At 63.9% G+C, this 22,994-nt stretch carries 21 protein-coding genes; 9 read left to right on the forward strand and 12 right to left on the reverse strand.

Features of this window, described 5'->3' with window-relative positions; all coding sequences use genetic code 11:
• Window positions 1–7: 7 nt before the first annotated feature.
• Window positions 8–514 (reverse strand): MarR family winged helix-turn-helix transcriptional regulator, encoded by a 507-nt coding sequence (locus BRA1253DRAFT_RS39295; protein WP_007603453.1) that lies wholly within the window; start codon window positions 512–514, stop codon window positions 8–10.
• Window positions 515–920: 406 nt separating this feature from the next.
• Between BRA1253DRAFT_RS39295 and BRA1253DRAFT_RS39300 the strand changes: the two genes are divergently transcribed.
• The gene (locus tag BRA1253DRAFT_RS39300) at window positions 921–2,477 is read left to right on the forward strand and encodes a porin (protein WP_007603454.1); all 1,557 of its coding nucleotides are present in this window, start codon (window positions 921–923) and stop codon (window positions 2,475–2,477) included.
• Between the two features lie 294 nt (window positions 2,478–2,771).
• On the opposite strand, the gene BRA1253DRAFT_RS39305 is transcribed toward BRA1253DRAFT_RS39300, so the two are convergent.
• From BRA1253DRAFT_RS39305 to BRA1253DRAFT_RS39315, 3 genes are all read right to left on the reverse strand, one after another.
• Window positions 2,772–3,251, reverse strand: coding sequence for a GcrA family cell cycle regulator (locus BRA1253DRAFT_RS39305; RefSeq protein ID WP_007603455.1), 480 nt, complete (start codon window positions 3,249–3,251; stop codon window positions 2,772–2,774).
• 72 nt (window positions 3,252–3,323) lie between these two features.
• On the reverse strand, window positions 3,324–3,521 hold the full coding sequence (locus BRA1253DRAFT_RS39310; RefSeq protein WP_007603456.1) for a hypothetical protein: 198 nt from the start codon (window positions 3,519–3,521) through the stop codon (window positions 3,324–3,326).
• Window positions 3,522–3,720: 199 nt separating this feature from the next.
• The gene (locus BRA1253DRAFT_RS39315; RefSeq protein ID WP_007603458.1) at window positions 3,721–4,662 is read right to left on the reverse strand and encodes an acetamidase/formamidase family protein; all 942 of its coding nucleotides are present in this window, start codon (window positions 4,660–4,662) and stop codon (window positions 3,721–3,723) included.
• A 182-nt stretch (window positions 4,663–4,844) separates the two neighbouring features.
• On the opposite strand from BRA1253DRAFT_RS39315, the gene BRA1253DRAFT_RS39320 reads away from it, so the two are divergent.
• The 4 genes from BRA1253DRAFT_RS39320 to BRA1253DRAFT_RS39335 are packed head-to-tail and all read left to right on the forward strand — an operon-like array spanning window position 4,845 to window position 8,828.
• Window positions 4,845–5,594 (forward strand): YdcF family protein, encoded by a 750-nt coding sequence (locus tag BRA1253DRAFT_RS39320; RefSeq protein WP_245286059.1) that lies wholly within the window; start codon window positions 4,845–4,847, stop codon window positions 5,592–5,594.
• Between the two features lie 56 nt (window positions 5,595–5,650).
• Window positions 5,651–6,433 carry a DUF169 domain-containing protein gene (locus BRA1253DRAFT_RS39325; RefSeq protein WP_007603460.1) on the forward strand — a complete coding sequence of 261 codons (783 nt, stop codon included), beginning with the start codon at window positions 5,651–5,653 and terminating at the stop codon, window positions 6,431–6,433.
• Window positions 6,434–6,447: 14 nt separating this feature from the next.
• A complete protein-coding gene (locus BRA1253DRAFT_RS39330) occupies window positions 6,448–7,626 on the forward strand; it encodes a trans-acting enoyl reductase family protein (RefSeq protein WP_007603461.1) in 1,179 nt (392 codons plus the stop codon).
• A 26-nt stretch (window positions 7,627–7,652) separates the two neighbouring features.
• Window positions 7,653–8,828, forward strand: coding sequence for a trans-acting enoyl reductase family protein (locus BRA1253DRAFT_RS39335; RefSeq protein ID WP_007603462.1), 1,176 nt, complete (start codon window positions 7,653–7,655; stop codon window positions 8,826–8,828).
• On the opposite strand, the gene BRA1253DRAFT_RS39340 is transcribed toward BRA1253DRAFT_RS39335, so the two are convergent.
• Window positions 8,812–9,285, reverse strand: a complete 474-nt coding sequence (locus BRA1253DRAFT_RS39340; protein ID WP_007603463.1) for a hypothetical protein — start codon at window positions 9,283–9,285, stop codon at window positions 8,812–8,814. The genes BRA1253DRAFT_RS39335 and BRA1253DRAFT_RS39340 overlap by 17 nt on opposite strands.
• Before the next feature lie 118 nt (window positions 9,286–9,403).
• On the opposite strand from BRA1253DRAFT_RS39340, the gene BRA1253DRAFT_RS39345 reads away from it, so the two are divergent.
• Window positions 9,404–9,877, forward strand: a complete 474-nt coding sequence (locus BRA1253DRAFT_RS39345) for a MarR family winged helix-turn-helix transcriptional regulator (RefSeq protein ID WP_007603464.1) — start codon at window positions 9,404–9,406, stop codon at window positions 9,875–9,877.
• A 67-nt stretch (window positions 9,878–9,944) separates the two neighbouring features.
• Here BRA1253DRAFT_RS39345 and BRA1253DRAFT_RS39350 read toward each other — a convergent pair whose 3' ends face one another.
• The 3 genes from BRA1253DRAFT_RS39350 to BRA1253DRAFT_RS39360 all read right to left on the reverse strand — a co-directional run bounded on the left by BRA1253DRAFT_RS39350 (window position 9,945) and on the right by BRA1253DRAFT_RS39360 (window position 13,131).
• Window positions 9,945–10,901: a zinc-binding alcohol dehydrogenase family protein gene (locus BRA1253DRAFT_RS39350; protein ID WP_007603465.1), complete on the reverse strand. Its 957-nt coding sequence runs from the start codon at window positions 10,899–10,901 to the stop codon at window positions 9,945–9,947.
• Between the two features lie 3 nt (window positions 10,902–10,904).
• Window positions 10,905–11,801, reverse strand: a complete 897-nt coding sequence (locus BRA1253DRAFT_RS39355; protein WP_007603466.1) for an SDR family oxidoreductase — start codon at window positions 11,799–11,801, stop codon at window positions 10,905–10,907.
• Between the two features lie 133 nt (window positions 11,802–11,934).
• Window positions 11,935–13,131 carry an FAD-dependent monooxygenase gene (locus tag BRA1253DRAFT_RS39360; protein WP_007603467.1) on the reverse strand — a complete coding sequence of 399 codons (1,197 nt, stop codon included), beginning with the start codon at window positions 13,129–13,131 and terminating at the stop codon, window positions 11,935–11,937.
• A gap of 146 nt (window positions 13,132–13,277) precedes the next feature.
• Here BRA1253DRAFT_RS39360 and BRA1253DRAFT_RS39365 point away from each other — a divergent pair, with 146 nt between their 5' ends.
• Complete coding sequence (locus BRA1253DRAFT_RS39365) at window positions 13,278–13,754, forward strand: MarR family winged helix-turn-helix transcriptional regulator (RefSeq protein ID WP_051058561.1); 477 nt, start codon at window positions 13,278–13,280, stop codon at window positions 13,752–13,754.
• Here BRA1253DRAFT_RS39365 and BRA1253DRAFT_RS39370 read toward each other — a convergent pair.
• The 3 genes from BRA1253DRAFT_RS39370 to BRA1253DRAFT_RS39380 form a co-directional block, all read right to left on the reverse strand.
• Window positions 13,723–14,979, reverse strand: coding sequence for an O-antigen ligase (locus tag BRA1253DRAFT_RS39370; RefSeq protein WP_007603470.1), 1,257 nt, complete (start codon window positions 14,977–14,979; stop codon window positions 13,723–13,725). The two genes, BRA1253DRAFT_RS39365 and BRA1253DRAFT_RS39370, sit on opposite strands and share 32 nt — an antisense overlap.
• Window positions 14,980–15,139: 160 nt before the next feature.
• Window positions 15,140–16,690 carry an undecaprenyl-phosphate glucose phosphotransferase gene (locus BRA1253DRAFT_RS39375; RefSeq protein WP_007603472.1) on the reverse strand — a complete coding sequence of 517 codons (1,551 nt, stop codon included), beginning with the start codon at window positions 16,688–16,690 and terminating at the stop codon, window positions 15,140–15,142.
• 120 nt (window positions 16,691–16,810) lie between these two features.
• The gene (locus BRA1253DRAFT_RS39380; protein WP_007603473.1) at window positions 16,811–17,944 is read right to left on the reverse strand and encodes a glycosyltransferase family 4 protein; all 1,134 of its coding nucleotides are present in this window, start codon (window positions 17,942–17,944) and stop codon (window positions 16,811–16,813) included.
• Between the two features lie 203 nt (window positions 17,945–18,147).
• On the opposite strand from BRA1253DRAFT_RS39380, the gene BRA1253DRAFT_RS39385 reads away from it, so the two are divergent.
• Window positions 18,148–20,424, forward strand: a complete 2,277-nt coding sequence (locus BRA1253DRAFT_RS39385) for an exopolysaccharide transport family protein (protein WP_007603474.1) — start codon at window positions 18,148–18,150, stop codon at window positions 20,422–20,424.
• A 201-nt stretch (window positions 20,425–20,625) separates the two neighbouring features.
• Here BRA1253DRAFT_RS39385 and BRA1253DRAFT_RS39390 read toward each other — a convergent pair whose 3' ends face one another.
• Window positions 20,626–21,807, reverse strand: coding sequence for a GNAT family N-acetyltransferase (locus BRA1253DRAFT_RS39390; RefSeq protein ID WP_007603475.1), 1,182 nt, complete (start codon window positions 21,805–21,807; stop codon window positions 20,626–20,628).
• A gap of 123 nt (window positions 21,808–21,930) precedes the next feature.
• Between BRA1253DRAFT_RS39390 and BRA1253DRAFT_RS39395 the strand changes: the two genes are divergently transcribed.
• The gene (locus tag BRA1253DRAFT_RS39395; RefSeq protein WP_007603476.1) at window positions 21,931–22,974 is read left to right on the forward strand and encodes a polysaccharide deacetylase family protein; all 1,044 of its coding nucleotides are present in this window, start codon (window positions 21,931–21,933) and stop codon (window positions 22,972–22,974) included.
• Window positions 22,975–22,994: the final 20 nt, after the last annotated feature.

The following is a 22,994-nucleotide window of genomic DNA, read 5'->3' on the forward strand; positions in this document are numbered from 1 at the left end:
CGTTACCTCAGAAGTCGAGGGTCAGGCGGACGCAGGCCTTTTCGAGGCGGGTCTTGAGCATCGCGAGCTTGGTCGTGAATTCCGTCAGTTCCTTCTCGTCGAACTCCTGGAAGACGAATTCCTTGATCGTCTTGTACTGCTCGTTGAGGCTCGCCAGGTGCTTCTGCGTCTTCTCGGTCAGGGACAGCCGGACCACCCTTGCGTCGGTCGGCGAGGGGCGACGGCGCAACAAGCCCTTCTTCTCGAGCAGCTTGGACTGGGTGGTGACGAACGACGGATCGACGTGGAGGAGTTTCGAGACGACGTTGACCGGAATGCCGTCGTCCTTGTCGAGGTCGGAGATCGCCATCAGGATCAGCCATTGCGGACCGCTGATGCCAAGCGTTCTCGCCCAGAACTGACGCAGCTCCTCCAGATACATGTTGATCGACGATATCTCCCAGGTGAAGCGCCTGATGATATCCAGATTGCCGATGGAGCGGAGGCGCGCCCCTTCTTTCCTCGTCGCTGACACAGCGTCACTCCCGTGATCTGATTTGTATGCGGCCGGTGTCGTGCAAGCCATAGTCCACGCAAGCCTGCTCTGACGCAAGTGCAGGGCAGGGTAATTTCGTCACTAAAACTACAAAGATGATCAGCTCATGGAATCGCCTCACTGCGGTGTTGCGTACAGGGCACAGTTTTAGCGAAATAACAAACTTTATTAAATAAGGTATTTTGATTAGTGAACGGCGCAGGCATATTGCGTCGTGACGGTGGGGGGTACTCGATCGTCCCGTTGCCAGGTGGTTTGCTCACGTCCCTCGCTTCGAAAGAGGGTGTGTCCGAAGCGCAAAGCGGCCGAGCGGATTTTGAAAGACGGGGATCTGGGGGGCCTCACGGTCCGGTCTTCGTAACATGAGCAACTTGGAGGTTTTAATATGAAAGTGGTGAAGAGCCTTTTGCTCGGCACTGCGGCGGGTCTGATCGCCGTCGGTGGAGCTCAGGCGGCTGATCTTCCGGTCAAGGCCAAGGCGGTCGAGTACGTGAAGGTCTGCTCGCTCTACGGCGCGGGTTTCTACTACATCCCGGGCAGCGACACCTGCATCAAGCTGGGCGGCTATCTGCGTGCCGAAGTGGCGCTCAATGCCGGCGGCAATTACAGCGCCCAGTACAACAACGTTTTCGCGGCCAACAACCGCCTGACGAACTATTATTCGATGCGCGCTCGTGAAGATCTCAACATCGACACGCGCACCGCGACCGAGTACGGCGTTGTCCGCACCTATTTCGATGCGGTCTTCACCTGGACGACCGGCAACTATGTCGGCGCCGGCTCGGGAACGGGTGCCACCCAGTACAGCAGTACGCTCGGCCTCAATGCCGCGGGCACGGGCCTGATCGGGTCCAGCGGCGGCGCCATCAACGGCACCGACGGCGGCATTTCGGGCGGCGCGCTCGGTGTCTACTACGCCTTCATCCAGTTCGCCGGCTTCACCATGGGTAAGGCCGTGTCGCAGTTCGACGCGCCCTGGATCAACTATCCCGGCAACAACTTCGACCAGCTCGTGGGCGGCAGCGGCACCACCAACGGTGTTGCCCAGTTCACCTACACCGCCGATCTCGGCCAGGGCGTGACGGCGATCGTCTCGGCGCAGGACCAGACGCAGGTCTTCCAGACCGCCCTCTGGAACACGGCCGGCATGTCCACCGCCGGCGTCCTCGGCGGTGCGTACGGCTCCAACGATCTCGGCGGCACCCGCGCCCCCGATCTCGTCGGCACGCTCCGCGTCGACCAGGCCTGGGGCCTGTTCCAGGCCTCGGTCGCGGCGCACGACAACCACGTCGCCTATTACGGCGCGAGCGAAGCCACCGGTCATCCCGAAGACAAGTGGGGCTGGGCCGTCCAGCTGGCTCTGTCGATCAAGAACATCCCGACCGGTGCAGGCGACGTGATCAATATCTCGGGCGTCTACACCGACGGCGCGAGCCGCTACAACTTCCAGGAGCTGGCGGCGACCAGCTACTCGATGTTCGGCGGTTCGGGCGGCGCGTATCAGAGCATCGGCTTCGCCGGCGTGTCTGACGCGGTGTTCGCACCCGGCAGCGGCCTCGAGCTGACCAAGACCTACGGCTTCCGTGGTGCCTACACCCACAACTGGAGCCCGTACTGGAACTCGGCGCTGTATGGTGCGTGGGCTGCCGTCAACTACAGCGGCACGGCCAAGGGCATGATCTGCGGCAGCGCCGCGTTCGCGACCCTGACCGGCACCTGCAACCCGGACTTCAACATCGGCCAGATCGGTGTCATCACCCGCTGGACTCCGGTCAAGAACCTGACCTTCTCGGCTGACTTCACCTACAGCCATCTTGACCAGAAGTACTCGGGCGTGATCACGACGCCGGCGCTCACCAGCGTTGCCAAGCCTGCAGCGACCTATGAGCTGAAGGACCAGGACACCTACAGCCTGTTGGTTCGCGCCCAGCGCAACTGGTAAGCCTTGATCTTCGGATATGACGCAGCCCCGGCGGGACACCGCCGGGGCTTTTTTTATGAGATGAGCTTCTTTACGAAGATGGCTTTCGGAAATCCGGCAGCCTGTGCGGGCGACGAAGACGAGCCATGCGATTCGATCGGCCCCAAATTTATTTACTTACCTGAGTTACTAAGCTATATAACTCGAAGCCGATGACGAAAGTTGCGGCTCTGACTTGATGCTAAACCTCCAGAAACCTCCGGCAATGCCCTGCCGGAGGTTTTTCGTTTGAGGACACGGCTCTAGGATATGGTTCTAAGCGCGCATGACGCGCGCGCGGGAATTCGGCCGGTAGGCGAGGCGGCTGTGGCCGGCGCAATAGGACTGGCCGTCGGGCGCGGAGTTGCCGCAGAAGCAGAAATCGTCGGCGCCGGGCGTCGAGATCGGCCAACGGCAGCGGTTCTCGGCAAGTTCGAGTAGCGAGCAGCGATTGGCGTCGTCGATCGGAGCGGCGACCATCGGCGCGCTGGTCTCGCCATAGATCGTGGCGAGCATCTCGTATTGCAGCCGCGGCACGGTCCGCGGCGTGCGCGAAGGCGCCAAGCCCCTGTCCTGAACCTTGCGGTCGTCGATGGTCCGGCCGCGCGTCAGATTGAGGCGAGACAGCTTGCCGATCACGGCATTGCGGCTGACGCCGATGTCGGCGGCGATCTCGCGGCAGGAGAGGCCGGCCTCGAAATGCTGCTTCAAAAGTTCAAGTCGTTCGTCGGTCCAGGTTGGTGAGAGAACAGGCATTGGTGCGGTCCCAGGTTGCAGATGTCGGCCATCCGCCTCTCGAGATCCGTCCGCCTCACGTTCGGCGCGCGCTCACGTCCTGCCATTGTCGCGGATCGACAAAAGCCCGTCCTTGATGGCGAGACGGATGCCTTCCTCGATCAAGGTACGTGCGACGCCGGGAACGCTGGTGCCGTGGGTGCCCTGTCTCACCAGCTTCTCCAGATAGGTGATGGTCGAGAGCGCCAAGGTTACGGGAATGCGGTCAGTCTCGGCTTTTTCGGTGGCCATGGACGAACGCTAGCCTCATACGCGGGTACATAAAAGTTACGATTAAGACTCTATTTAGGTTTAGAGGCAGAAGTCAAATGCAGGCTGCGGCCCGTGTTCAGCCTGTTGGAATCGCGAGGGAAATTAGGCATGACAAGGCACGCCGCGCGGCAGGCAGGCGGCGGCGTAGCTTCGACCGGTCAGGCGTGGGCGGGTCGGCTCAGCCGTGCACGATCGTCTTTTCGATCATGCAATGGATGCCTTTGGAGCCGTTGACGGTTTGGGTCACCCGCAGATCGGCCGCCAGGCTGCACAGCGTATAGGCGTCCTCGCGCGACAAATTGCGCCTTTCGCCGAGCAGCACGATCATGTCGCGCAGCGCCCGCACCACGCACTGGTCGAGGTCGGGGTCCATGGCCATGGTCATGTAATGCGTCGCCGTCTCGCCACGGGGATAGTCGAGCCTGAGGTCCTTGCGCAGCGTCAGACGGAAGCGGCCCTGGAGCGCGGTCTCGATCGCGGTGACGCAGACCTCGCCGTCGCCCTGCACGCCATGGCCGTCGCCGCAGGAGAACAGCGCGCCCGGGACGAACACCGGCAGGTACAGCGTCGCCCCGGCGCCAAGCTCCTTGTTGTCGAGATTGCCGCCCATGGCGCGCGGGACCAGCGAGGAGATGCGGCCCCAGGCGGGAGGCGGTGAAACGCCCATGACGCCGAAGAACGGCTTGAGCGGCAGGTCGAGTCCCCACGGCATGCGGGCGACCATCCGCGACCGGTCGAGCGGGATGTTCAGGATGCGCGTCTCGTGGAAATCGTCGGGCAGGGTGCCGGACAGCGGCTTGATCGTGTTCCAGCCCCAATCCTGCCGGAGCTGAACGTCGAGGATCTCGACCGCGAGCACGTCGCCAGGCTCGGCCCCCTCGACCGCGATCGGGCCGGTGAGGATATGGCCGGGGAGCATGCGCTCGTTTTCGGCATGAACCTCGTGCATCTCGGGCGGAATGTGAAACTTGCTGCGGTCGGGCAGCATATCCGGACCGCCGCTGATGGTGTCGACCGTGACCTCGTCGCCGCTCGCGATGGTGAGGACGGGCTTGAGCGCAGCCTCGAAGAAGCCCCAATGACAGGTCTCGGGGCTGGAATGCAGGTGGTGATGGGTCATGTGGCGTCCGTCCGTTTCACAGGCCCGGGCTTGACCAGGCAATCGATCCTCTTCCAAGAAGCTTTCTGAAGATCGACGGGCGGGTCAAGCCCGCGCGCAACAGGCACGACCATTCCAGCGAGGCTCCCCTGCTTTTTGTCCTGTCCAAGACCCTCGGCGCCGCGGTGCTGCCGATCAACTTGATGATCGAGCTCGGAATCGTCTCGGTCGTCCTGATGGCGACGCGCTTTGCCGCCTTCGGCCGCAAGCTCGCCGCGGCCACGCTGATCATGCTGGCGCTCGCCGCGTTTTCGCCGCTCGGCAACCTCTTGCTCTATCCGCTGGAGTCGCGTTTTCCGCCGTGGGATCCGTCGCGCGGTGCGCCCGACGGCATCATCGTGCTCGGCGGCTCGGTCGACACCGATCTGTCGGCGGCACACCGCACGCCGGTCGTGGCGCACGCGGCCGATCGCCTGTTTGCGCCGGCCGAGCTCGCGCGCCGCTATCCGAACACGCGCGTTGTTTTCACCGGGGGCACCGCGAACCTGGTTTCGACGGACTCCCGGGAGGCCGACTACTCCGCGCCGATCCTGGAGAATCTGGGCATCGCGAAGCAGCGCCTGATCCTCGAGCGGGACTCTCGCAACACCTACGAGAATGCGATCTTCACCAGGCAATTGGTATCACCGAAACCGGGCGAACGCTGGCTCCTGGTCACCTCGGCTTTTCACATGCCGCGTTCGATGGGGATCTTTCGCAAGGCGGGATTTGACGTCGAAGCCTATCCCGTGGACTGGCGAATGGGCGGCCGTGACGATCTCTTCTCTTTCACCAATGTCGGCACGGACGGGCTCGGCCGAACCGAGGTCGCCGTGCGCGAATGGATCGGGCTCGTCGCCTACCGCCTGATGGGCCGGACTGGCGAGTTGCTCCCGGGACCGGCGAAGGACTAGAACCGTTCAACAAGCAATAACAGCGCCGGCGCGCGACGGCCGGCCGGGAGGACGCCATGCAACAGCAGAGTGCAGACAGCATCGATCTTGCCGGCCTCGTCACCGATCTCAACAGCCTGTTGCGGCTGAAGACTACGGTGATCGGCATGAAGCTGTTCGCGCGGACAGCGGACATGGAGGCAATCCCGAAAATCCGGCGGCCGAACGCGGTCCACACCACCGACCAGATCGTCAGCATGGCGGCGCGTCTGGGCTGGACCGTCGGCATCACCGCCGACGATCTCGTCGGCGCGCAATGCCGCGCCGTGATCGGTCTTGCACCGCAGGATGAGAAATGGCTCGCCGGCGAAAACTATGTCGGGGTCTGGCACGGCACGGCCGAGGACGCGCGCAAGCGCCAGGAGGCGCTGGACGTGGTTCCGTTCGGGCAATATCAGGCGCTCGCGGTCAGTCCGCTGGCGAGCGGCCGGCTCGATCCGCCGGACATCTGTCTCGTCTATGCGACGCCGGGGCAGATGATCATCCTGATCAACGGGCTGCAATATACCGGCTACAAGAAGTTCGAATGGGGCGTGGTTGGCGAGACCGCCTGCGCCGATTCCTGGGGCAGGGCGCTCAAGAGCGGTGAGCCCAGCCTGTCCTTGCCATGCTATGCCGAACGGCGCTATGGCGGCGTGCCGGACGAGGAGATGCTGATGGCCTTGAAGCCGGAACATCTCGCCAAGGCGGTTGTGGGCATGAAGGCGTTGGCCAAGAACGGACTGCGTTATCCGATCCCGCCCTATGGTATCCAAAGCGACGTCCGTGCCGGCATGGGCGTGAGCTACGCGAAGAAGTAAAGTAAAGGCCGACCATGAGCTCTGCGAAATTCGACATCGTCGTCTATGGCGCGACCGGTTTTACCGGCCAGCTCGTCGCCGAATACCTGACCCAGCATTACAAGAGCGACCATTCGCTCAAATGGGCGATGGCGGGCCGCAGCCTCGGCAAGCTGAAATCGGTCCGCGATGCGATCGGCGCGCCCGGGAATACAGAGCTTATTGTCGCGGATGCGTCGGATGCGGCCTCGCTGAAGGCGATGGCGGAACGGACGATGTCGGTGATCACCACCGTCGGGCCGTATCAGCTCTACGGTGAGGAACTGCTCGCGGCCTGCGTGGCCACGGGCACGGATTATTTCGATCTCTGCGGCGAGCCGATCTGGATGCGCCAGATGATCGACAAGTACGAGGCGGCTGCAAAAGAGAGCGGCGCGCGGATCGTGTTTTCCTGCGGCTACGATTCCGTGCCGTTCGAGCTCGGCACGTTCTTCGTCCAGGAAGAAGCCAAACGTGTGTTCGGCGCGCCGGCCTCGCGGGTGAAAGGGCGTGTGCGCGACATGCGCGGCACGCTCTCGGGCGGCACCGCCGCGAGCGCGAAGGCGACCTTCGATGCGGTGGCCAAGGATCTCAGCCTTGTCGCCATTCTCAACGATCATTTTGCGCTGACGCCCGGCTTCACCGGCCCGAAGCAGCCGAAAGGCAACAGGGCCGCCTTCGAGGAGGACCTGCAATCCTGGGCGGCGCCGTTCATGATGGCGCTGATCAACACGCGCAACGTTCACCGCTCCAACATGCTGATGGGATTTCCCTACGGCCAGGACTTCGTCTACGACGAGATGGTCCTGACCGGTCCCGGCGAGAAGGGCGAGGCCAACGCCAAGCTCGTGATGGCTGCCAATGCGGGCAAGACCGGCCCCGACGCACCGAAGCCCGGCGAGGGGCCGTCGAAAGAAGAGCGCGACAACGGTCTGTTCGATCTGCTCTATATCGCGATCGCGCCCGATGGCCGCATGGTTCGCGCCGGCGTCACCGGCGACCGCGATCCCGGCTACGGGTCGACCTCGAAGATGATCTCCGAATGCGCGATCTGCATGCTGCGTGACACGACCGACGTCGCAGCCGGCTTCTGGACCCCGGGCGCGGCGATGCAGCACAAGCTGATCAAGCGGCTGCAGGAGAATGCTGGGCTGACCTTCGCTGTGGAAGCTTAAAGCCCACGATCCCAGGAAGCCGATCCGTGTCCGCAAAATTCGACATCGTCGTCTACGGCGCAACCGGATATACTGGCCAGCTCGTCGCCGAGTACCTGGCCGCGCATTACGTCGGTGACGGCGCGCCGACATGGGCGATGGCGGGTCGCAGCAGTGACAAGCTCGCATTGGTCCGCGATGCGATCGGCGCGCCTGCCGACACGCCGCTCATCGTTGCGGACGCAGCCGATTCTACGTCATTGCGGGCGATGGTCGATCAGGCGAAGCTGGTCGTCACCACGGTCGGTCCATACCAGCTCTATGGCTCCGATCTGCTTGCCGCCTGCGTCGCGTCGGGCACCGACTACATGGATCTCTGCGGCGAGCCGATCTGGCTGAAGCAGATGATCGACAAGCATGAAGCCGCAGCGAAAGCGAGCGCCGCCCGGATCCTGTTCTCCTGCGGATTCGACTCGGTGCCGTTCGAGCTCGGTGCGTTCTTCGTGCAAGAGCAGGCCAAGCGCGCGTTCGGCGCACCGGCACCGCGCGTCAAGGGCCGCGTCCGCGACCTCAGCTGGAAATTCTCCGGCGGCACTTCGGCAAGTGCAAGGGTCACCTTTGAGGCGGTGGCGCAGGACCTCAGCCTGGTGTCGATCCTCAAAGACCCATTTGCCTTCACGCCGGGCTTCGAGGGACCGAAACAGCCGCGCGGCAACAGGCCCATCTTCGAGGAGGACCTGCAATCCTGGTCCGCACCGTTCGCGATGGCGATCCTCAACACGCGCAATGTCCATCGCTCCAACTTGCTGATGGGATTCCCGTATGGCCGGGATTTTGTCTACGACGAAATGGTGCTGACGGGGGCGGGGGAGGAAGGGCAGGCCAACGCCAAGCGCGTCATGGCCGCTAACAGCGAAAAGACCGGTCCTGAAGCGCTCAAGCCCGGCGAGGGCCCCTCAAAGGAGGAGCGCGACAACGGTCATTACGACCTGCTCTATGTCGCGATTGCTTCCGATGGCCGTCAGGTTCGCGCGGCAGTCAAGGGCGATCTCGATCCGGGTTATGCGTCGACGGCGAAGATCATCTCCGAATGCGCAATCTGCCTGTTGCGCGACACGCCGAACGTAGAGGCCGGCCTCTGGACTCCGGGAGCAGCGATGCAGCACAGGCTGATCAAGCGGCTGCAGGAGAATGCAGGGCTGACGTTCACGGTGGAGAAGTAGCTGTCACCTTCCCTTCTCCCAGGCGGCGAAACCGACCTTTCATCCTCAAGCCGTCTCGCGTGTTGAGCACGAGCAAGGTGATGTTCACAGCCCCTGCGGCAAGCTCGACAGCCTGCACCGCATAGAAGACTGCATCAAACTCGGCGGCGCTCGCCTTATGTGCGAGGAACAGTGCGGCGGGGACGAGGACCAGGACGCCATTGCCGGCGATCAGCGGCATTCGCTTGATCTTGGCGCCGACCAGGCCGGCTCGCCGACCCCGTGCCAGCGTAAGGCCCGTGCCCCCCGCCGCCGCCAGCGCCGGGACCAGCAAAAGAAAGCCCCATGGTATGGCGGTCTTGACGGCGGTGATGACGGCTTGGGATGCGAAAAGCTCGCTGAGTGCGGTCGACAACCAAAATGTCGAGATGGTCAGAAGCGCGATTGCGCCAGCAATGGGATGGATCACCTTGATCATGATTGGGTTCCCTTGACCGAAGACGGCCAGCCTGTTCAATGTGACATGATGATGTCGATATTTATGCTACAGAGAGCCATATTGACATTATGATGTCAACTAAGGTCATGGTAACAATATGCGCGCTACCAAGCGATCCCCGGCCGGTGATGCTTTGACTGAGCTCATTCTCGATCTGTTCAGGGTCAACAACCTGACCGTGACGTGGGGCGACCGGCTGGTCGCTCCGCTCGGCCTGACCAGCGCGCGCTGGCAAATTCTGGGGGCAATCGTAGCCGCGGACCGCGCCCAGCCGGTCGCCTGGCTCGCCCGCGACCTCGGAGCGAACCGCCAGAACGTTCAGCGCATCGTCAATGACCTGGCCCAGGAAGGGCTCGTTACGTTCGAGCCCAATCCACATCACCGTCGCGCGCACCTTGTGGTGCTGACGGACAAGGGACGGAAGACTTACGACGCTGCCATCCGCCTGTATGACCCCAGAGTCAACTCCCTGGTGCAAGGTCTCCCGATGGAAGACCTCAGGATCGCCGGTCGCCTCATGAAGGCGCTGCGCAAGAAGCTTGAAGACGAGGAGAGTGCTACAGGCGCCTGAGCGAATCCTCGTGCCGACGTCCGCTCACGTGGAGCCGAATGATCGGGGATTCGAAGATTGAGCAGGTCTATGGTCGGAAGACAATCCGGTGGTCATCCGCAGCGTCGTTCCAGGCCTCGGCTATCGCCGTGAGGGGCAACGTCTTCACCGGGGTGTCAAAACCGCCGGCTGGCAGAGCCGCCAAAAGTTCTCCGGCCCCCGAGATCAGTTCCGAAATCGAGAGACTGCCGATCCCGCTGCCAAGAATCTCCAGGCCAGAGCTGCGCAGCGCATGCGCCGAAAGTGGGATTGTTTCTCCAGCGATTGAGCCGAGCTGGACGTAACGAATGGCAGGTTCTCCACTGCGAGATCCGCGTCCGTCCGTTGCCGCAGCGATGACTCTGGTTGCGGGCTCCCCCCAGAGATAGTCGAGAACTACATCGATCTTTCCGGAGAACGCGCGTTGCAGCGAAGCGTCCACATTTTCGTCCAGTCGGATTGTCTCGACCGTCTTGGGGAACGCGGCGAGCTTGGTTGCATTTCGCCCGGTCACGATGATCCTGCTGGCGCCCAGATAGGAGGCGATCTGAACCGCCAGGCTTCCCGCCGACCCGGTCGCACCGTTAATCAGCACGGCCTCGCTCCGCACGAACTTCGCACGGCGCGTGAGAGCAACCCACGAAGAGAGCCCGCTGGTTACGACGGCAGCCGCCCGCGCGTCGTCAATACCATCGGGCACAGGCACGGTCGCGCTCGATGCGACCAGCGACTTCTCCGCCATGGAGCCGAACGGGGACTTGGGAAATATGAAATACACCCGTTCACCGGTGGAATTCATCCCAACCCCATCGACACCAGGCACGAAGCCAGCGCTGCCCGAACTGGTATTGCTCGTGTAGTGCTTGCCCGCGGCGAGACTTTTCACGATCGGGCTCAGCGGCGCGGCGAGAACGTCGATGACCGTTTCGCCAGCCTCCGCGCAAGGCTCTGCAAACTCGCCAAAGGTCGGTGAAGAACCAAACGAATGAACAATTGCAGCTCGCATTGACTATCCCTTCACGGCGACAGGCGGTGGCGCTTGGAGGGCCACCGCTGCAAGTGCATCGGAGACCGCCGCACGCAACGGCGTCGTCGGACGACCAATAAGGTCGCTCAAGTCGCGCCGATCGTCGAACAGATCGCCCTTTGCCGCTGCGATGTCGAACCCGACGAGCATGCGCGCCACCGGCTCGGGAAGGTCCGCGCCAATGAGCGCCTCACCAAACCCTGCTTCCGACATGTTCCTGTAGACGATTGGTTTGCCTGTCTGGCGCGCAACTTCGGCCGCCAGTTCGGCAAGCGTGTAGGGCTCGTCGCCCGCCAATTCGTAAACCTTGCCCGATTGATCCTCCCGCGACGTCAGGACTGCGGCGGCGGCATCCGCGTAGTCGAGGCGGCTCGCCGACGCGATGCGCGCTTCGCCGGCGCAGCCGACAAACGCACCATGCGCAAGCGCCATTGGCAACGCGCCGAGATAGTTTTCGGTGTACCAGCCGTTGCGCAGCAACACATATGGCACGCCGCTCGCCTTCAGCAGCGTCTCGGTCGCCCGATGATCGGCGGCAAGCTCCAGTGTCGAAATGTCTGCATGCAGCAAGCTGGTATAGGCGATTAGCTCAACCCCAGATTCCTTCGCCGCGGTGATCGCGTTCTCATGCTGGCGAACCCGCTTGCCGGGCTCGCCGGCCGAGATCAGCAACAGCTTCCTTACGCCGGCGAAAGCACGTTCCAGGCCCGTGGGATCGTCGTAGTCGCCTGGGCGGACGGCAGCACCTTCAGCCTTGAAGGCCTCTGCTTTGGCTGGATCTCGGACGACGGCTGTAATCTGCTGTGCTGGCACAGCCTTCAACAAGGAAGGGATGACAAGCCGGCCGAGTTGGCCAGTGGCACCGGTCACTGCAATCATGGGATGGTCTTTCCAATATGGTTATGCAGCTTATGGATGTGACATTGGTTATAATGACTATGTTTCAACGCTCTGCGACTGGTTCTTCTTGCGCCGTCCATGACGCGGCCGAGTACGGTTCGACCTGATGCGCTTACACCGCCCGCGCGTCGTACGCGTACATGAACTCCATGCTCTTTGCGCCCAGGGGCAGCAGCCACTTCATCACTTGATTTCGCATCCACGCGCCGGTGGCGCTGAACTCGCGCTTGCTGTTGCCGTTGCGGCGGGCCATGGCGACGATCTTTTCCGTGCGAGGGCGTCGTTCGGCCTCGAAGGCCTGGAAGGTGACGCCGAGCTCCTGGCCTTGCTGCATCAACCGGGCGAGGCGCATCGCATCTTCCAGCGCGAGCGAGGCGCCCTGGCCGGCGTGCGGGCTGGTCGCATGGGCGGCATCGCCGATCAGCAGCGAGCGCTTGCGCGACCAGGTCGGCAGGGTGGCGACGTCGAGCGTGTCGGTGACCACGATGTTCTCGGCTGCATCGATGATGCCAGGGATCGGGTCGTGCCAGCCGTGGTGGAAGCCGCGCAGGTGCTGCTTCAGCGTTGCATCGTCGAGCGCGCGAAACATCGCCGCGTCCATGCCGTGCGCCGGCTGCGTGCTCCACCACATCACGCCGTCGTTCGGATCGGGACTGCAATAGCCATAGCCGAAGAAGCCGCTCTGCCCGAACGTGGTCTCGACGTGCCGACCGATCGGTCGGCCACCGAGGACGGCGTGCGGCACGAAGCCGCCGAAGCCGATCAGCCCGGTGTCGAACGGTTGCGGCCCGTCCGGCACCACTTGGCGGCGCGTCACTGAGTGCACGCCGTCGGCGCCGATCAGGAAGTCGCCTTCGGCCGTGGTGCCGTCGGCGAAGTAGGCGATGATCGGCTGGTCGCCGCGATCCTCGATCTTGATCAGGCGCTTCTCGAAATAGAGTGAAACGCAGGCGCACCAGGCCTTGTCGATCAGCATCTCGTTCAGCGTGGCGCGGCAGACATTGACCGCGGGCTGGCCGAAACGCCGCGCCATGTCGCGATTGATCGAGCCGAGCCTCTCTCCGGCTTGCGAATAGAAGTCGAACGATTCCGCGATCGAGCCGCGGCTGATCAGCTCGTTCGAAAGGCCGATCTCGTCCATGATCTGCATGCCGTTCGGTGCGATCTGAAGGCCGCCGCCGATGCCTTTCGAATAGGGCCAGGCCTCGTAGATCGCGGACTCGATGCCGGCGCGGCGCAGCAGGATGGCTGCCACTGGCCCGGCGATGCCGGCGCCGATGATCAGGGCCTTGCGGGGAGGATAGGACATGGCTTGCTCCCGACGTTTCCGTGGTGCTAGGAGAATTATGGTCGCTAAATATCTTAGTGACTAAGATATATATTGACTAAGATACGAGGTCTGCCTTGTCAAGGACGAAGGCGCGCGCTGCGCTGCTGCAGGAACTCGAGGAGGCGATGCGCAGATCGTCCGCGCAGGGCGTGCTCTATGGCCAGACCGTTGCGAACGTTGCCGGAATTGCCAATTCCGACCTCGAATGCATGGACATCCTGTATCTGGAAGGCCGTGTCACCGCCGGCCGGCTCGCCGAAGTCACGGGCCTGACGACGGGGGCCATTACCGGCGTGGTCGACCGGCTCGAAAAGGCAGGCCTGGTCCGTCGTGAGCGCGACGATGCCGACCGTCGCAAGGTCTTCATTGCCGTCGTGCCGGAGGCGATAGAAAGGCTCGGCCAGTTCTACGTGCCGATGCAGCAGGCGATGGAGAGGGTTTTTGGCGGCTATTCCGACCAGGAATTGCGCCTGCTGCTGCGCTTCGCCAATGAGGGCTACAAGGGCGTGCTGGCGGCGACTGCGGCGCTGAAGGGCCTGCTCGATACGCCGCCGGAGAAACGCCCCGATCTCAAGCTGAAGAAGCTTCGTCGCCAGCCCTAGCCTTGTAGATCTGCGCGGCCGCGATCATGCCCCACATCGCGCCCAGCATCATCCAGAAGTGCCGCCAGTGGTCGGTGTCGATCACGAAGCTTTCGCCGACGGTGCCGACGAAGGCCGAGAACACCGCAAGATAAGCGCGCTGCCACGGCACAGGCACGAAGATGTGCCTGACACCCATGATGACAGTCGTGAAGACCAGCGCGGGATAGCAGATGCCGGACAGCCAGCCGCCGGACATGAAGGCGTTGAGATAGGAGTTGTGGGTGTCCTCGGGGAAGAAGCGGTGAAATTGCAGAGGGCCGATCCCGAACGGCAGGTCGAGCGCCATCTCCGCTCCCAGGATGTGCCGGCCGAACCGGCCGAACCTGCCTTCGTCATAGCTCTGGTCGAAGCTCGCGCGCTGCTTGAACATCTCGGCGGTGGAATCGAACGACATCAACACCGCGATCAGCGCGAGGCCCAGCACCGCGGCGAGGATCGCCATGACGATGATGCGCGAGCGCTGCGCGTTGGTGCGGCTGGTCAGCACCATCAGCGCCAGCATGAAGGCGGATGTCAGCACCAGCCCGCCCCAGGCGGCGCGGGAGAACGCGAGCAGGATCGCCAGCGACATGATGCCGAAGGCGATGACGTTGCGAAACGCCTTGCCGGCCTTGTCGGAAACCACGCTCTGCAGCGAGAACAGTGCCGGCAGGATCAGGAAGGCGCCGAGCACGTTCGGATCCTTGAAGGTGCCGCGCGCGCGTCCATACAGCGTGAGGAGATCGTCGCCGCCGGGAACCAGGTGGAAGTAGCCGGCGACGGCCGAGAGCGAGGCGACCATCGCGCCGACCACGAGCCCGCGGCGGAGCATGTCAAGCCGGGCCGCGGTGTCCTCCGACGTGACCATGGCGAAGAACACGACTGTCACCGCCATGTACCAGGAGGTCGCAATCCAGCTCACCACCTCGGACTGCTCGAACAGCGGGATCGCGCTGATCGTGTAGCCGACATTGAGCAGGATCAGCATCAGCACCAGCGGCATCAAAGCGAGCCGCAGACGCAGGCCGGTGGCGAAGAAGGTGACGGTGGCCAGCAGCGTCACGATCTCGTAGGGGCTCGGCTCGATGAAGACGATCGCGCCGGAGGCGCCGACCAGCCATACCAGCGCGCGCTGGAGCGCCAGCACGCCGGGCGCAGCGCGAACGGCTGCATTCATCTCCCCGGCTGTTGCCGCATACGCCATCACATGCTCACGCTATTCTTACCACACAACTTCCGCCGTCATGCCCCGCGAAGGCGGGGCATCCAGTACTCCGAGCCGTTGGTGGCAGTTTCCGCTGCCGGTGATTACTGGATCGCCCGGTCAAGCCGGGCGATGACAGCGTAGCTCGGGCACGACAAACTCAATACGCGTTCTCGTTCTTGGTCAGCAGCGAGATCGGCGTCTTTAGCAGAATGACAAGATCGAACAGCACCGACCAGTTCTCGATGTAATAGAGATCGAACTCGACGCGTTTCTGGATCTTCTCTTCATTGTCGATCTCGCCGCGCCAGCCGTTGATCTGGGCCCAGCCGGTGATGCCGGGCTTGACCCGGTGCCGGGCGAAATAGCCGTCGACGGCTTCGTCGAACAGGCGGCTCTGCAGCTTGCCCTGCACCGCATGTGGACGCGGGCCGACCAAAGAGAGATCGCCGGAGAAGACCACGTTGAAGAGCTGCGGCAACTCGTCGAGGCTGGTCTTGCGGATGAAGCGGCCGACGCGGGTGACGCGCGAGTCGTTCTTGGTCACGACCTTCGAGGCCGTCGGATCAGCCTGGTGATGGTACATCGAGCGAAACTTGTAGACGTCGATGCGCTCGTTGTTGAAGCCGAAGCGCTTTTGTCGGAACAGCACGGGGCCGGGGCTGTCGAGCTTCACGGCCAGCGCCACCAATCCCATCACCGGCAAGGCCACGAGCAGCGCGAGGGTGCCGACCACGCGGTCGAACAGCCATTTCATCACCAGGTCCCAGTCGGTGATCGGCGCCTCGAACACGTCCAGCGTCGGCACCTCGCCGATATAGGAATAGGAGCGGGGGCGGAAGCGCAGCTTGTTGGTGTGTGCGGAGAGGCGGATATCCACCGGCAGCACCCAGAGTTTCTTCAGCATCTCCAGGATGCGCGTCTCGGCGGAGATCGGCAGCGCGAACAGCACGAGATCGACGCGGGTGCGGCGGGCGAACTCGACGATGTCGTCGACCTTGCCGAGCTTGCGCGCGCCGGCACAGGTGTCGAGCGCGCGGCTGTCGTTGCGGTCGTCGAACACGCCGAGCACGTGGATGTCGGAATCCTCCTGCCCTTTCAGGGCCTCGACCAATTGTTCGCCGTTGCGGTCGGAGCCGACGATGATAGTGCGTCGGTCGAGCCGGCCCTCGCGCCCCCAGGCGCGCACCAGCGAGCGCAGCACCAGACGCTCGCAGAGGAGCGCGGCAAGCCCGAGGACGTAAAAGGCGGCAAGCCACAGCCGCGATATTTCGCTGCCGAACTTGGCGAAGAAGGAGATGCCGATGAACAGCAGGAAGACGAACGACCAGGACGAGATCATCCGCGTCATCTGCCGGAGCTGACCACGGAACAGCTGCACCTGATAGATGTCGGCGGCCTGGAAGCAGACCACGGCGGAGATCGCGACGGCGATGATCTGCGCGGGATAGATCCAACTGAAGGAGCCGGCGTGCGGCATGACATAGCCGAGATAGAGTACGATGCCGACGAGGCTCAGCAGCGCGAAATCGGCGAGGCGTACGAAGCCGGTGATCACGATCGGCGAATAGGCGCGGGCGACCTTCTGGTTGACGACGTCAAGCGCGGCGAGCGAGAGCCGCTGGCGGCGCTCCACAAAGGGCTGGTCAGCCGGCTTCGCCGCGGCGCTGGTCGCGGCATCGAGCATCGAGCGTGCGTTGAGCGGTTCCACGGGAGTCCACGTCCATTCCAAAAACCCGCGGGCCGCGTCCTTGCGCCCCGGGCGAGCATCCCCTGGGCCTTGGATTATCGGACAAATCGGAAGATTCTCTAAAGCGGGTCTTAAGAATGGTTAGTGATTGGTAAATGCGTCGCGATAGCCCGCGAGCACGCCCTCGACCATCGCCTGCTGGGAGAAATGCGCGGAGATGCGCTCGCGAAGCGACGAGGCGCGCTGCGCTGTTCCCAGCGGATTATCGAGCGCGGCGGCAATCGCTTCCGCCATGGCCTCCGCGTTGCTCGGCGCAAACAGCGCCGGGTTCTCCGCGCCGAAAATCTCGGGAATGCCGCCGATCTTGGACGCGATCATCGGAATGCCGGCGGCACCGGCCTCGATCACGACATAGGGCATGGAATCGCCACGCGAGGGAACGACCAGCAGCCGCCCCTTGGAGAAGCCGTAGCGTGCCTTGACGTGACCGATGAAGCGGATGGCGCTGGAGAGGCCGAGCCGCTCGACTTGCGCTTTCAGCGCCGCGGTCTCCTCACCATCGCCGCCGAGCGTCAGTGTGACCTTCTTGCCGCCCTCGTGCAGGCGCGCCACCGCTTCGACCAGCAGATCGGCGCCCTTGATGTGCCTGAACTCACCGACATAAGCGAGGTCGGTGGCGTCGTCGGCCATGACGACAGGTTCGAATTCCTCCGGCGTCACGCCATTGAAGACGCAATGCACCACGCCCTTCGGCTTGCCGACGATGCGCTGATAGGTGTCGCGGGCAAACGCGCTTTCGAACAGGAACAGGTCGGTCGCGTCCATCAGCGCACGCTCGAGCCGCGCGTAAAACTCGCCCTTGAAAGTGTTGAGGGGATAATGCAGTGAGCCGCCATGCGGGGTGTAGATGCGGATGGTGTCGTCGGATCGCCTCCGCATGCGGATGAAAGCGCCGGCCTTGGCGCCGTGGCCATGCATCACGTCGGGCTTGAGCGTGGCGATCAGGCGCCGCAAGCGGAACCAGACCAGGACATCGTCGGGCGAGGGTTCGCGGCGGATCGCCATCCGGTGCACACCGAGTTTCAGCCGCGGTGCGAGCTCGGCAAGGGCCTTCTCGGCGCGTTCACCGCCGGTGAGACTGTCGGCGAGGATGCCGACATGATGGCCACGATCGACCTGGCCGTTGGCGACGTCGAGGATGTGGCGGAAGATGCCGCCGACCGGAGCGCGCACAGCGTGCAGGATGCGAAGCGGCTGGTCGGGAGAGGGGGGCATGATCAAAACCAGCGCTCGACGGCGAATGCTCGAACAATCTGACGAAATATCGAGACGAATTAAGAGCCCTCGTGGTTAACAAACGGTGACGGACGTGCACGCGCGAGCTGCCGCACGCCACGATTAACCCAGCGGCAACCTTAATGGAGTGTAATCGCCCTGGTTGAGGTAGGTTCGTGGCGTTGCGCCTGCGGGAGTGTTCGATGCGTTTAGCGTTCTGGCGTGCCGGCAAGGACAAGGCGGTGGTCGAGCGGGCTGTCGCGAAGGCCGCAGCCAAGCGGGCCGAGCTCGAGCCCCGGATTGAAGCAAAGCCTGCGCCCATCGCACCGAGGCCGGCGCCAGTCGAGTCCGGCGACATCGACCTGCACGCGCTCGGCGCGGCATTGGCGCGCAAGCGCGGCTGGATCATCGTGCCGACGGTGCTGGCACTCGTCACGTCCGTCGCGATCGTCAATCTCATCACGCCGCGCTACAAGTCGGAATCCCGTATCCTGATCGACGGCCGCGAGAACGTGTTTCTGCGCCCCAACAGCGATCGCGCCGAGGAACGGCAGGCGCTCGACGCCGAAGCCGTCACCAGCCAGGTGCAGCTCGTGCTGTCGCGCGATCTCGCGCGCGAGATCATCAAGAAGAACAAGCTTGCGGAGCGGCCCGAGTTCGATCCGGTGCTGCAAGGCATTTCGCCACTGAAGTCGCTTGCGGCGCTGATCGGCATCGGCCGCGATCCGTTCTCGATGACGCCGGAAGAGCGCGTGCTGGACGCCTATTACGAGCGCCTCCAGGCCTACGCCGTCGACAAGTCGCGCGTGATCGTGATCGAATTCCAGTCTGCCGATCCCGATCTCGCCGTGCGCGTCGCCAATTCGATCGCCGACGGCTATCTCGTGCTCCAGCAGGATGCGCGCCAGGATCAGGCCCGAAACGCCAGCCAGTGGTATGCCGGCAGGATCGACGAGCTGCGAAGGAACGTCTCCGAGGCCGAAGCGAAGGCCGAGGACTTCCGCTCCAAGTCGAGCCTGTTCGTCGGCACCAACAACACGACTCTGTCGAACCAGCAGATGGGCGAGGTCAACACCCAGCTCAACAATGCGCGCGCGCTCAAGGCCGATGCCGAGTCCAAGGCGCGCCTGATCCGCGAGATGATCCAGAGCGGCAAGCCGATCGAATCGTCGGAAGTGCTGAACTCGGAATCGATGCGCACGCCCTCCCAGCAGCGCGTGGCGTTGCGGGCCCAGCTGGCCGAGCAATCCTCGACGCTGCTCGGCAACCATCCGCGCATCAAGGAATTGAAGGCGCAGCTCGCCGACCTCGACACCCAGATCCGCGACGAGGCCGCCAAGCTCGCCCGCACGCTCGAAAACGATGCGCGGGCCGCCAGCGGGCGCGTCCAGGAATTATCCGCAAGCCTGGAGCAGCTCAAGAAGCAGGCGACGGCCACCAACGGCCAGGACGTGCAGCTCCGCGCCCTCGAGCGTGAGGCGAAGGCCCAGCGCGACCTGCTCGAAACCTATCTGGCGAAGTACCGTGAAGCCAACACCCGCGAGACCATCGACACCGCGCCGACAGATGGCCGCATCATCTCGCGCGCCATCGTCTCGAACACGCCGGCCTATCCGAAGAAGCTGCCGATCGTGCTGATCGCGACGATCGCGACACTGCTGCTTTCGTCCGGCGTCGTCGTCACCGGAGAGTTGTTGCGCCAGACTGCGCCCCGGGCGGTCGCGGTGTTCGCGCCAACGCTGACGCGGGCGTCGGCTCGCCAGGAACAAATCGTCCAGCCGGCGGTCGTCGAGCCCTTCGTCGAGCCGGTCGTCGATCCAGTCATGGCAGAACCCGCGCCGCTCCAGCCGGAGATGACGGCCGATGCCGATGTCACCGCATTCGCGGAGATCGAGCATCTGGCCGACAGCCTCCGCGCCGCCGGAGCCATGGCGAAGAAGGTTACGGTACTCGGCACTGCCAGCGGCGAAGCCATCACGCTGTCGACGCTGACCTTGGCCCGGCACCTGGCGCGCGATGCGCGGGTCGTCGTGGTCGATCTTGCCGCGTCCTCGCCGACCATGGCCGCCGTGTCCGTCGATGCCTCGGCCCCCGGTCTTGCCGAACTGATGCAGGGCGAGGCGTCGTTCGCGCAGATCATCACCCGGGACAAGCTTTCGCGGCTGCATCTGGTCATGGCCGGCCGTCCCGGCTTCGATCGCAGCCTGTTGCAGTCGCCGCGCGTGACGCTCGCGATCGACGCGCTGCTGCGCGCCTACGACCACGTGCTGCTCGATGCCGGCAGTGCCTCCGACCTTCCGGCTGAGCTCCTGACGGCGAATGCCCGCGCCGTCGTGGTGCCCGACGCGTCGATGGCGCCGGATGCGCGCGCGCTGATGCGCGAGCAGCTCAGCGCCGTCGGCTTCAGCGAAGTGACGATGCTGAGCAGGCCGGTGCAGCCGTCGGATGCGAGGGATGCGCCGCGGGTCGTGGCGGCGTGATGTCCTTGCCTCTCCGTGGGGACCGAGCGAGCGCCTCGTCCTTCGAGACGACCGCTTCGCGGTCTCCTCAGGATGAGGCTTGGCTAAATCGGAATCCGTTGAAGCTGCTGCCGCGAACTCTGTCCTCGTCCTGAGGGCCCGCCAGAGGCGGGCGTCTCGAAGGATGGGCCGCAGGGGAGCGTTTCCCAACCGCAGAATTTCTTACCCGAACGCTCGCCGCAGCCGCTGCGCCAGGTCGAACAGCATCTGGTTCTGTTTCACCAGCCGCTTGCCGTGGCTCAGCGAGGACATCGCCATTGCCGCGAGTTTTCCACGTGACGTTAGCGGAACAAAACTGTCGAAGATGTCCTGGTCGTCCTTGCAGAACATCCGCTTGTACTCGTCCGAGCCGATGCCGAGGTCGAGCGAGCGGTGGCCGCGCTCGGCGCAGCGGTCGATGATGTAGCGCATCAGGATCAGCCCGGGGCTGTAGCGGGCGTGCTCGGACATCGTGTAGGTGTTGAACATCATCGAGAAGCGCTGGCCGTCGGCGACGCCGGCGAAGATCGCAATCACCTCGTCGTCGCATTCGAGCGCATGGATGTCGATGACGCGGCCGTCACCGCGTGACGCAAGGCAGGCGCTGCGGACGAATTGCTCGACGCCGGGTTCGGCGAAGACATTGGGAAGCTTCTGCTCGGCCATCCGCGCCGGCTTGACGCGGAAGAACCAGTCGAGCAGGCGGGTGATGTCCGCGTCGGTGGTCGCCAAATGATAGCGATAGCCGGCGAGCGCCTGGAGCTTCTTCTCCTTGCTCTTGAGGCGGCGGCGGAAGGAGTTGCTGATCCGCGATGCCGGGGGGCCGCCCGGTTCCATCGTGAGCAGTGGGCAGCCGTTGATCGCGCTCTGGCGCGGCAAATGCGCGAACGGGTTCTGCTGGTCGTTCCAGCGCAGAGGCTGCTGCGTCAATGCGAGCACGTCGGCATGCTCGCCAAGCGGCGCAAACAGCGCGTCGAGATCGCCGATGCCGACCTGCGCTGCAAATTCGGCGTTCCACAGGCCCATGTTGAAGGTCGTATGCTTGCCGCCCATGAAGCAGGCCGTGCGCACGCCGTGGTTCTGGCGCAGCGAGAGCGGCAGCAGCAGCAGCGGCTGATGCTCGGCGTCGCGGGCAATGACGATGAAAGGGCGGGCGCGTTCGTGCTCCCCGACCAGACGCTGCCAGGGACTGAGCAGATCAAACCGCTGATAGGGCGTGAAGAGGTGACCGGGTTGCTCGAAGGCGCGCCAGACGGCCTCGGCCGCGCCGAGATCGGTCACGATATCGACATGCGCGATACGGCCCGCTTTCGACCGCGCTGGCAATTCCGCCGTCCGGCTTTGCATCGCCGCAGCCATGGTCATTCGCGAACCTGTCGAGAAAAAATATGCGTAATTCGGCCTGTGGCCGACCTTTGCAAAGAAATGTCAACAAAGGGTAATGACTATAAGAGGGGGAACGGTCGCCGACGGGCGCGAGGTGGGACATTGGCATCCGACGACAGATGGCTGGAACGGCTGCGCCTTGAGCTGACCTGGTTCACAGGCCAGGCTGCGCTGCGCAGTCGTGGTGCCGGCGCCATCCTGCGCTTTGCGCATGTGCGGCCGCGGCGGCGCGGCGGCTTTCAGCCGTCGCGCGAGAACGAGATCACGCCGCATTTCCTCGATCGCGCCATTCGCGCGCTGAAGCGGTGGAAGTATGATTTTATCGGCATGGACGAGGTCTGCCGGCGCGCGGTGACGCTGTCGGAACACCGCCGCTTCGTGGCGCTCACTTTCGACGGCGCCGGCAAGGATCTGATCGACTTTGCCTATCCGGTGCTGGCGCGCCACGCCGTGCCCTTCACGATCTACGTGCCCACGGCGTTTCCCGATGGCGTCGGCGGGGCCTGGTGGCTCGGCCTCGAACAGGTGATCGCGCGCGAGAGCCGTGTCAGCCTGATGATGGGCGAGAAGGAGCAGCGCTTCACTGTCGCTGATAACGCCGGGAAGCAGGCGCTGTTTTCGTTCGTCGAGGCCTGGCTGCACTCGCTGCCGCCGGCGGATGTGTCGGCTGCGATCGCAGATCTCTGCACGCGCTACCGGGTCGACCTTGCCGCGCTCTCACGCGAGGCATCGATGAATTGGGAGGATCTGGCGAGGCTTGCGGCCGATCCGCTGGTGACGATCGGCAGCGCGACCGTGAACTATCCCGTTCTCGCCAACATGAAGGATGCGGCCGCGCTGCGCGAGATGACGATGGGCAAGGCGGTGGCGGAGGCGGCCTTCGCTCGCGACATCCGGCATCTCGCCTTTCCGTTCGGCGATCGCGCCTCGTTCCGGCGCAGCCATGTCATCATGGCGGAGGAGGCCGGCTTTGCCAGTGCTGTGACGACGATCCCGGGCGTCGTGGACGCGGAGGGCCGCACCAATCTGCGCGCGTTGCCGCGCATTTGCTGGGATGGCCGGGTGCGCTCGCTGCGCATGATGCGGGTGCTGGTGTCGGGCACGGCCTTTGTGCCGGTGAAGCCGACGGGCACTGCGACACCCTAAAAGCGCTACGAACTGGAAGC

Source organism: Bradyrhizobium sp. WSM1253, assembly GCF_000244935.1.
Classification (GTDB): domain Bacteria; phylum Pseudomonadota; class Alphaproteobacteria; order Rhizobiales; family Xanthobacteraceae; genus Bradyrhizobium; species Bradyrhizobium canariense.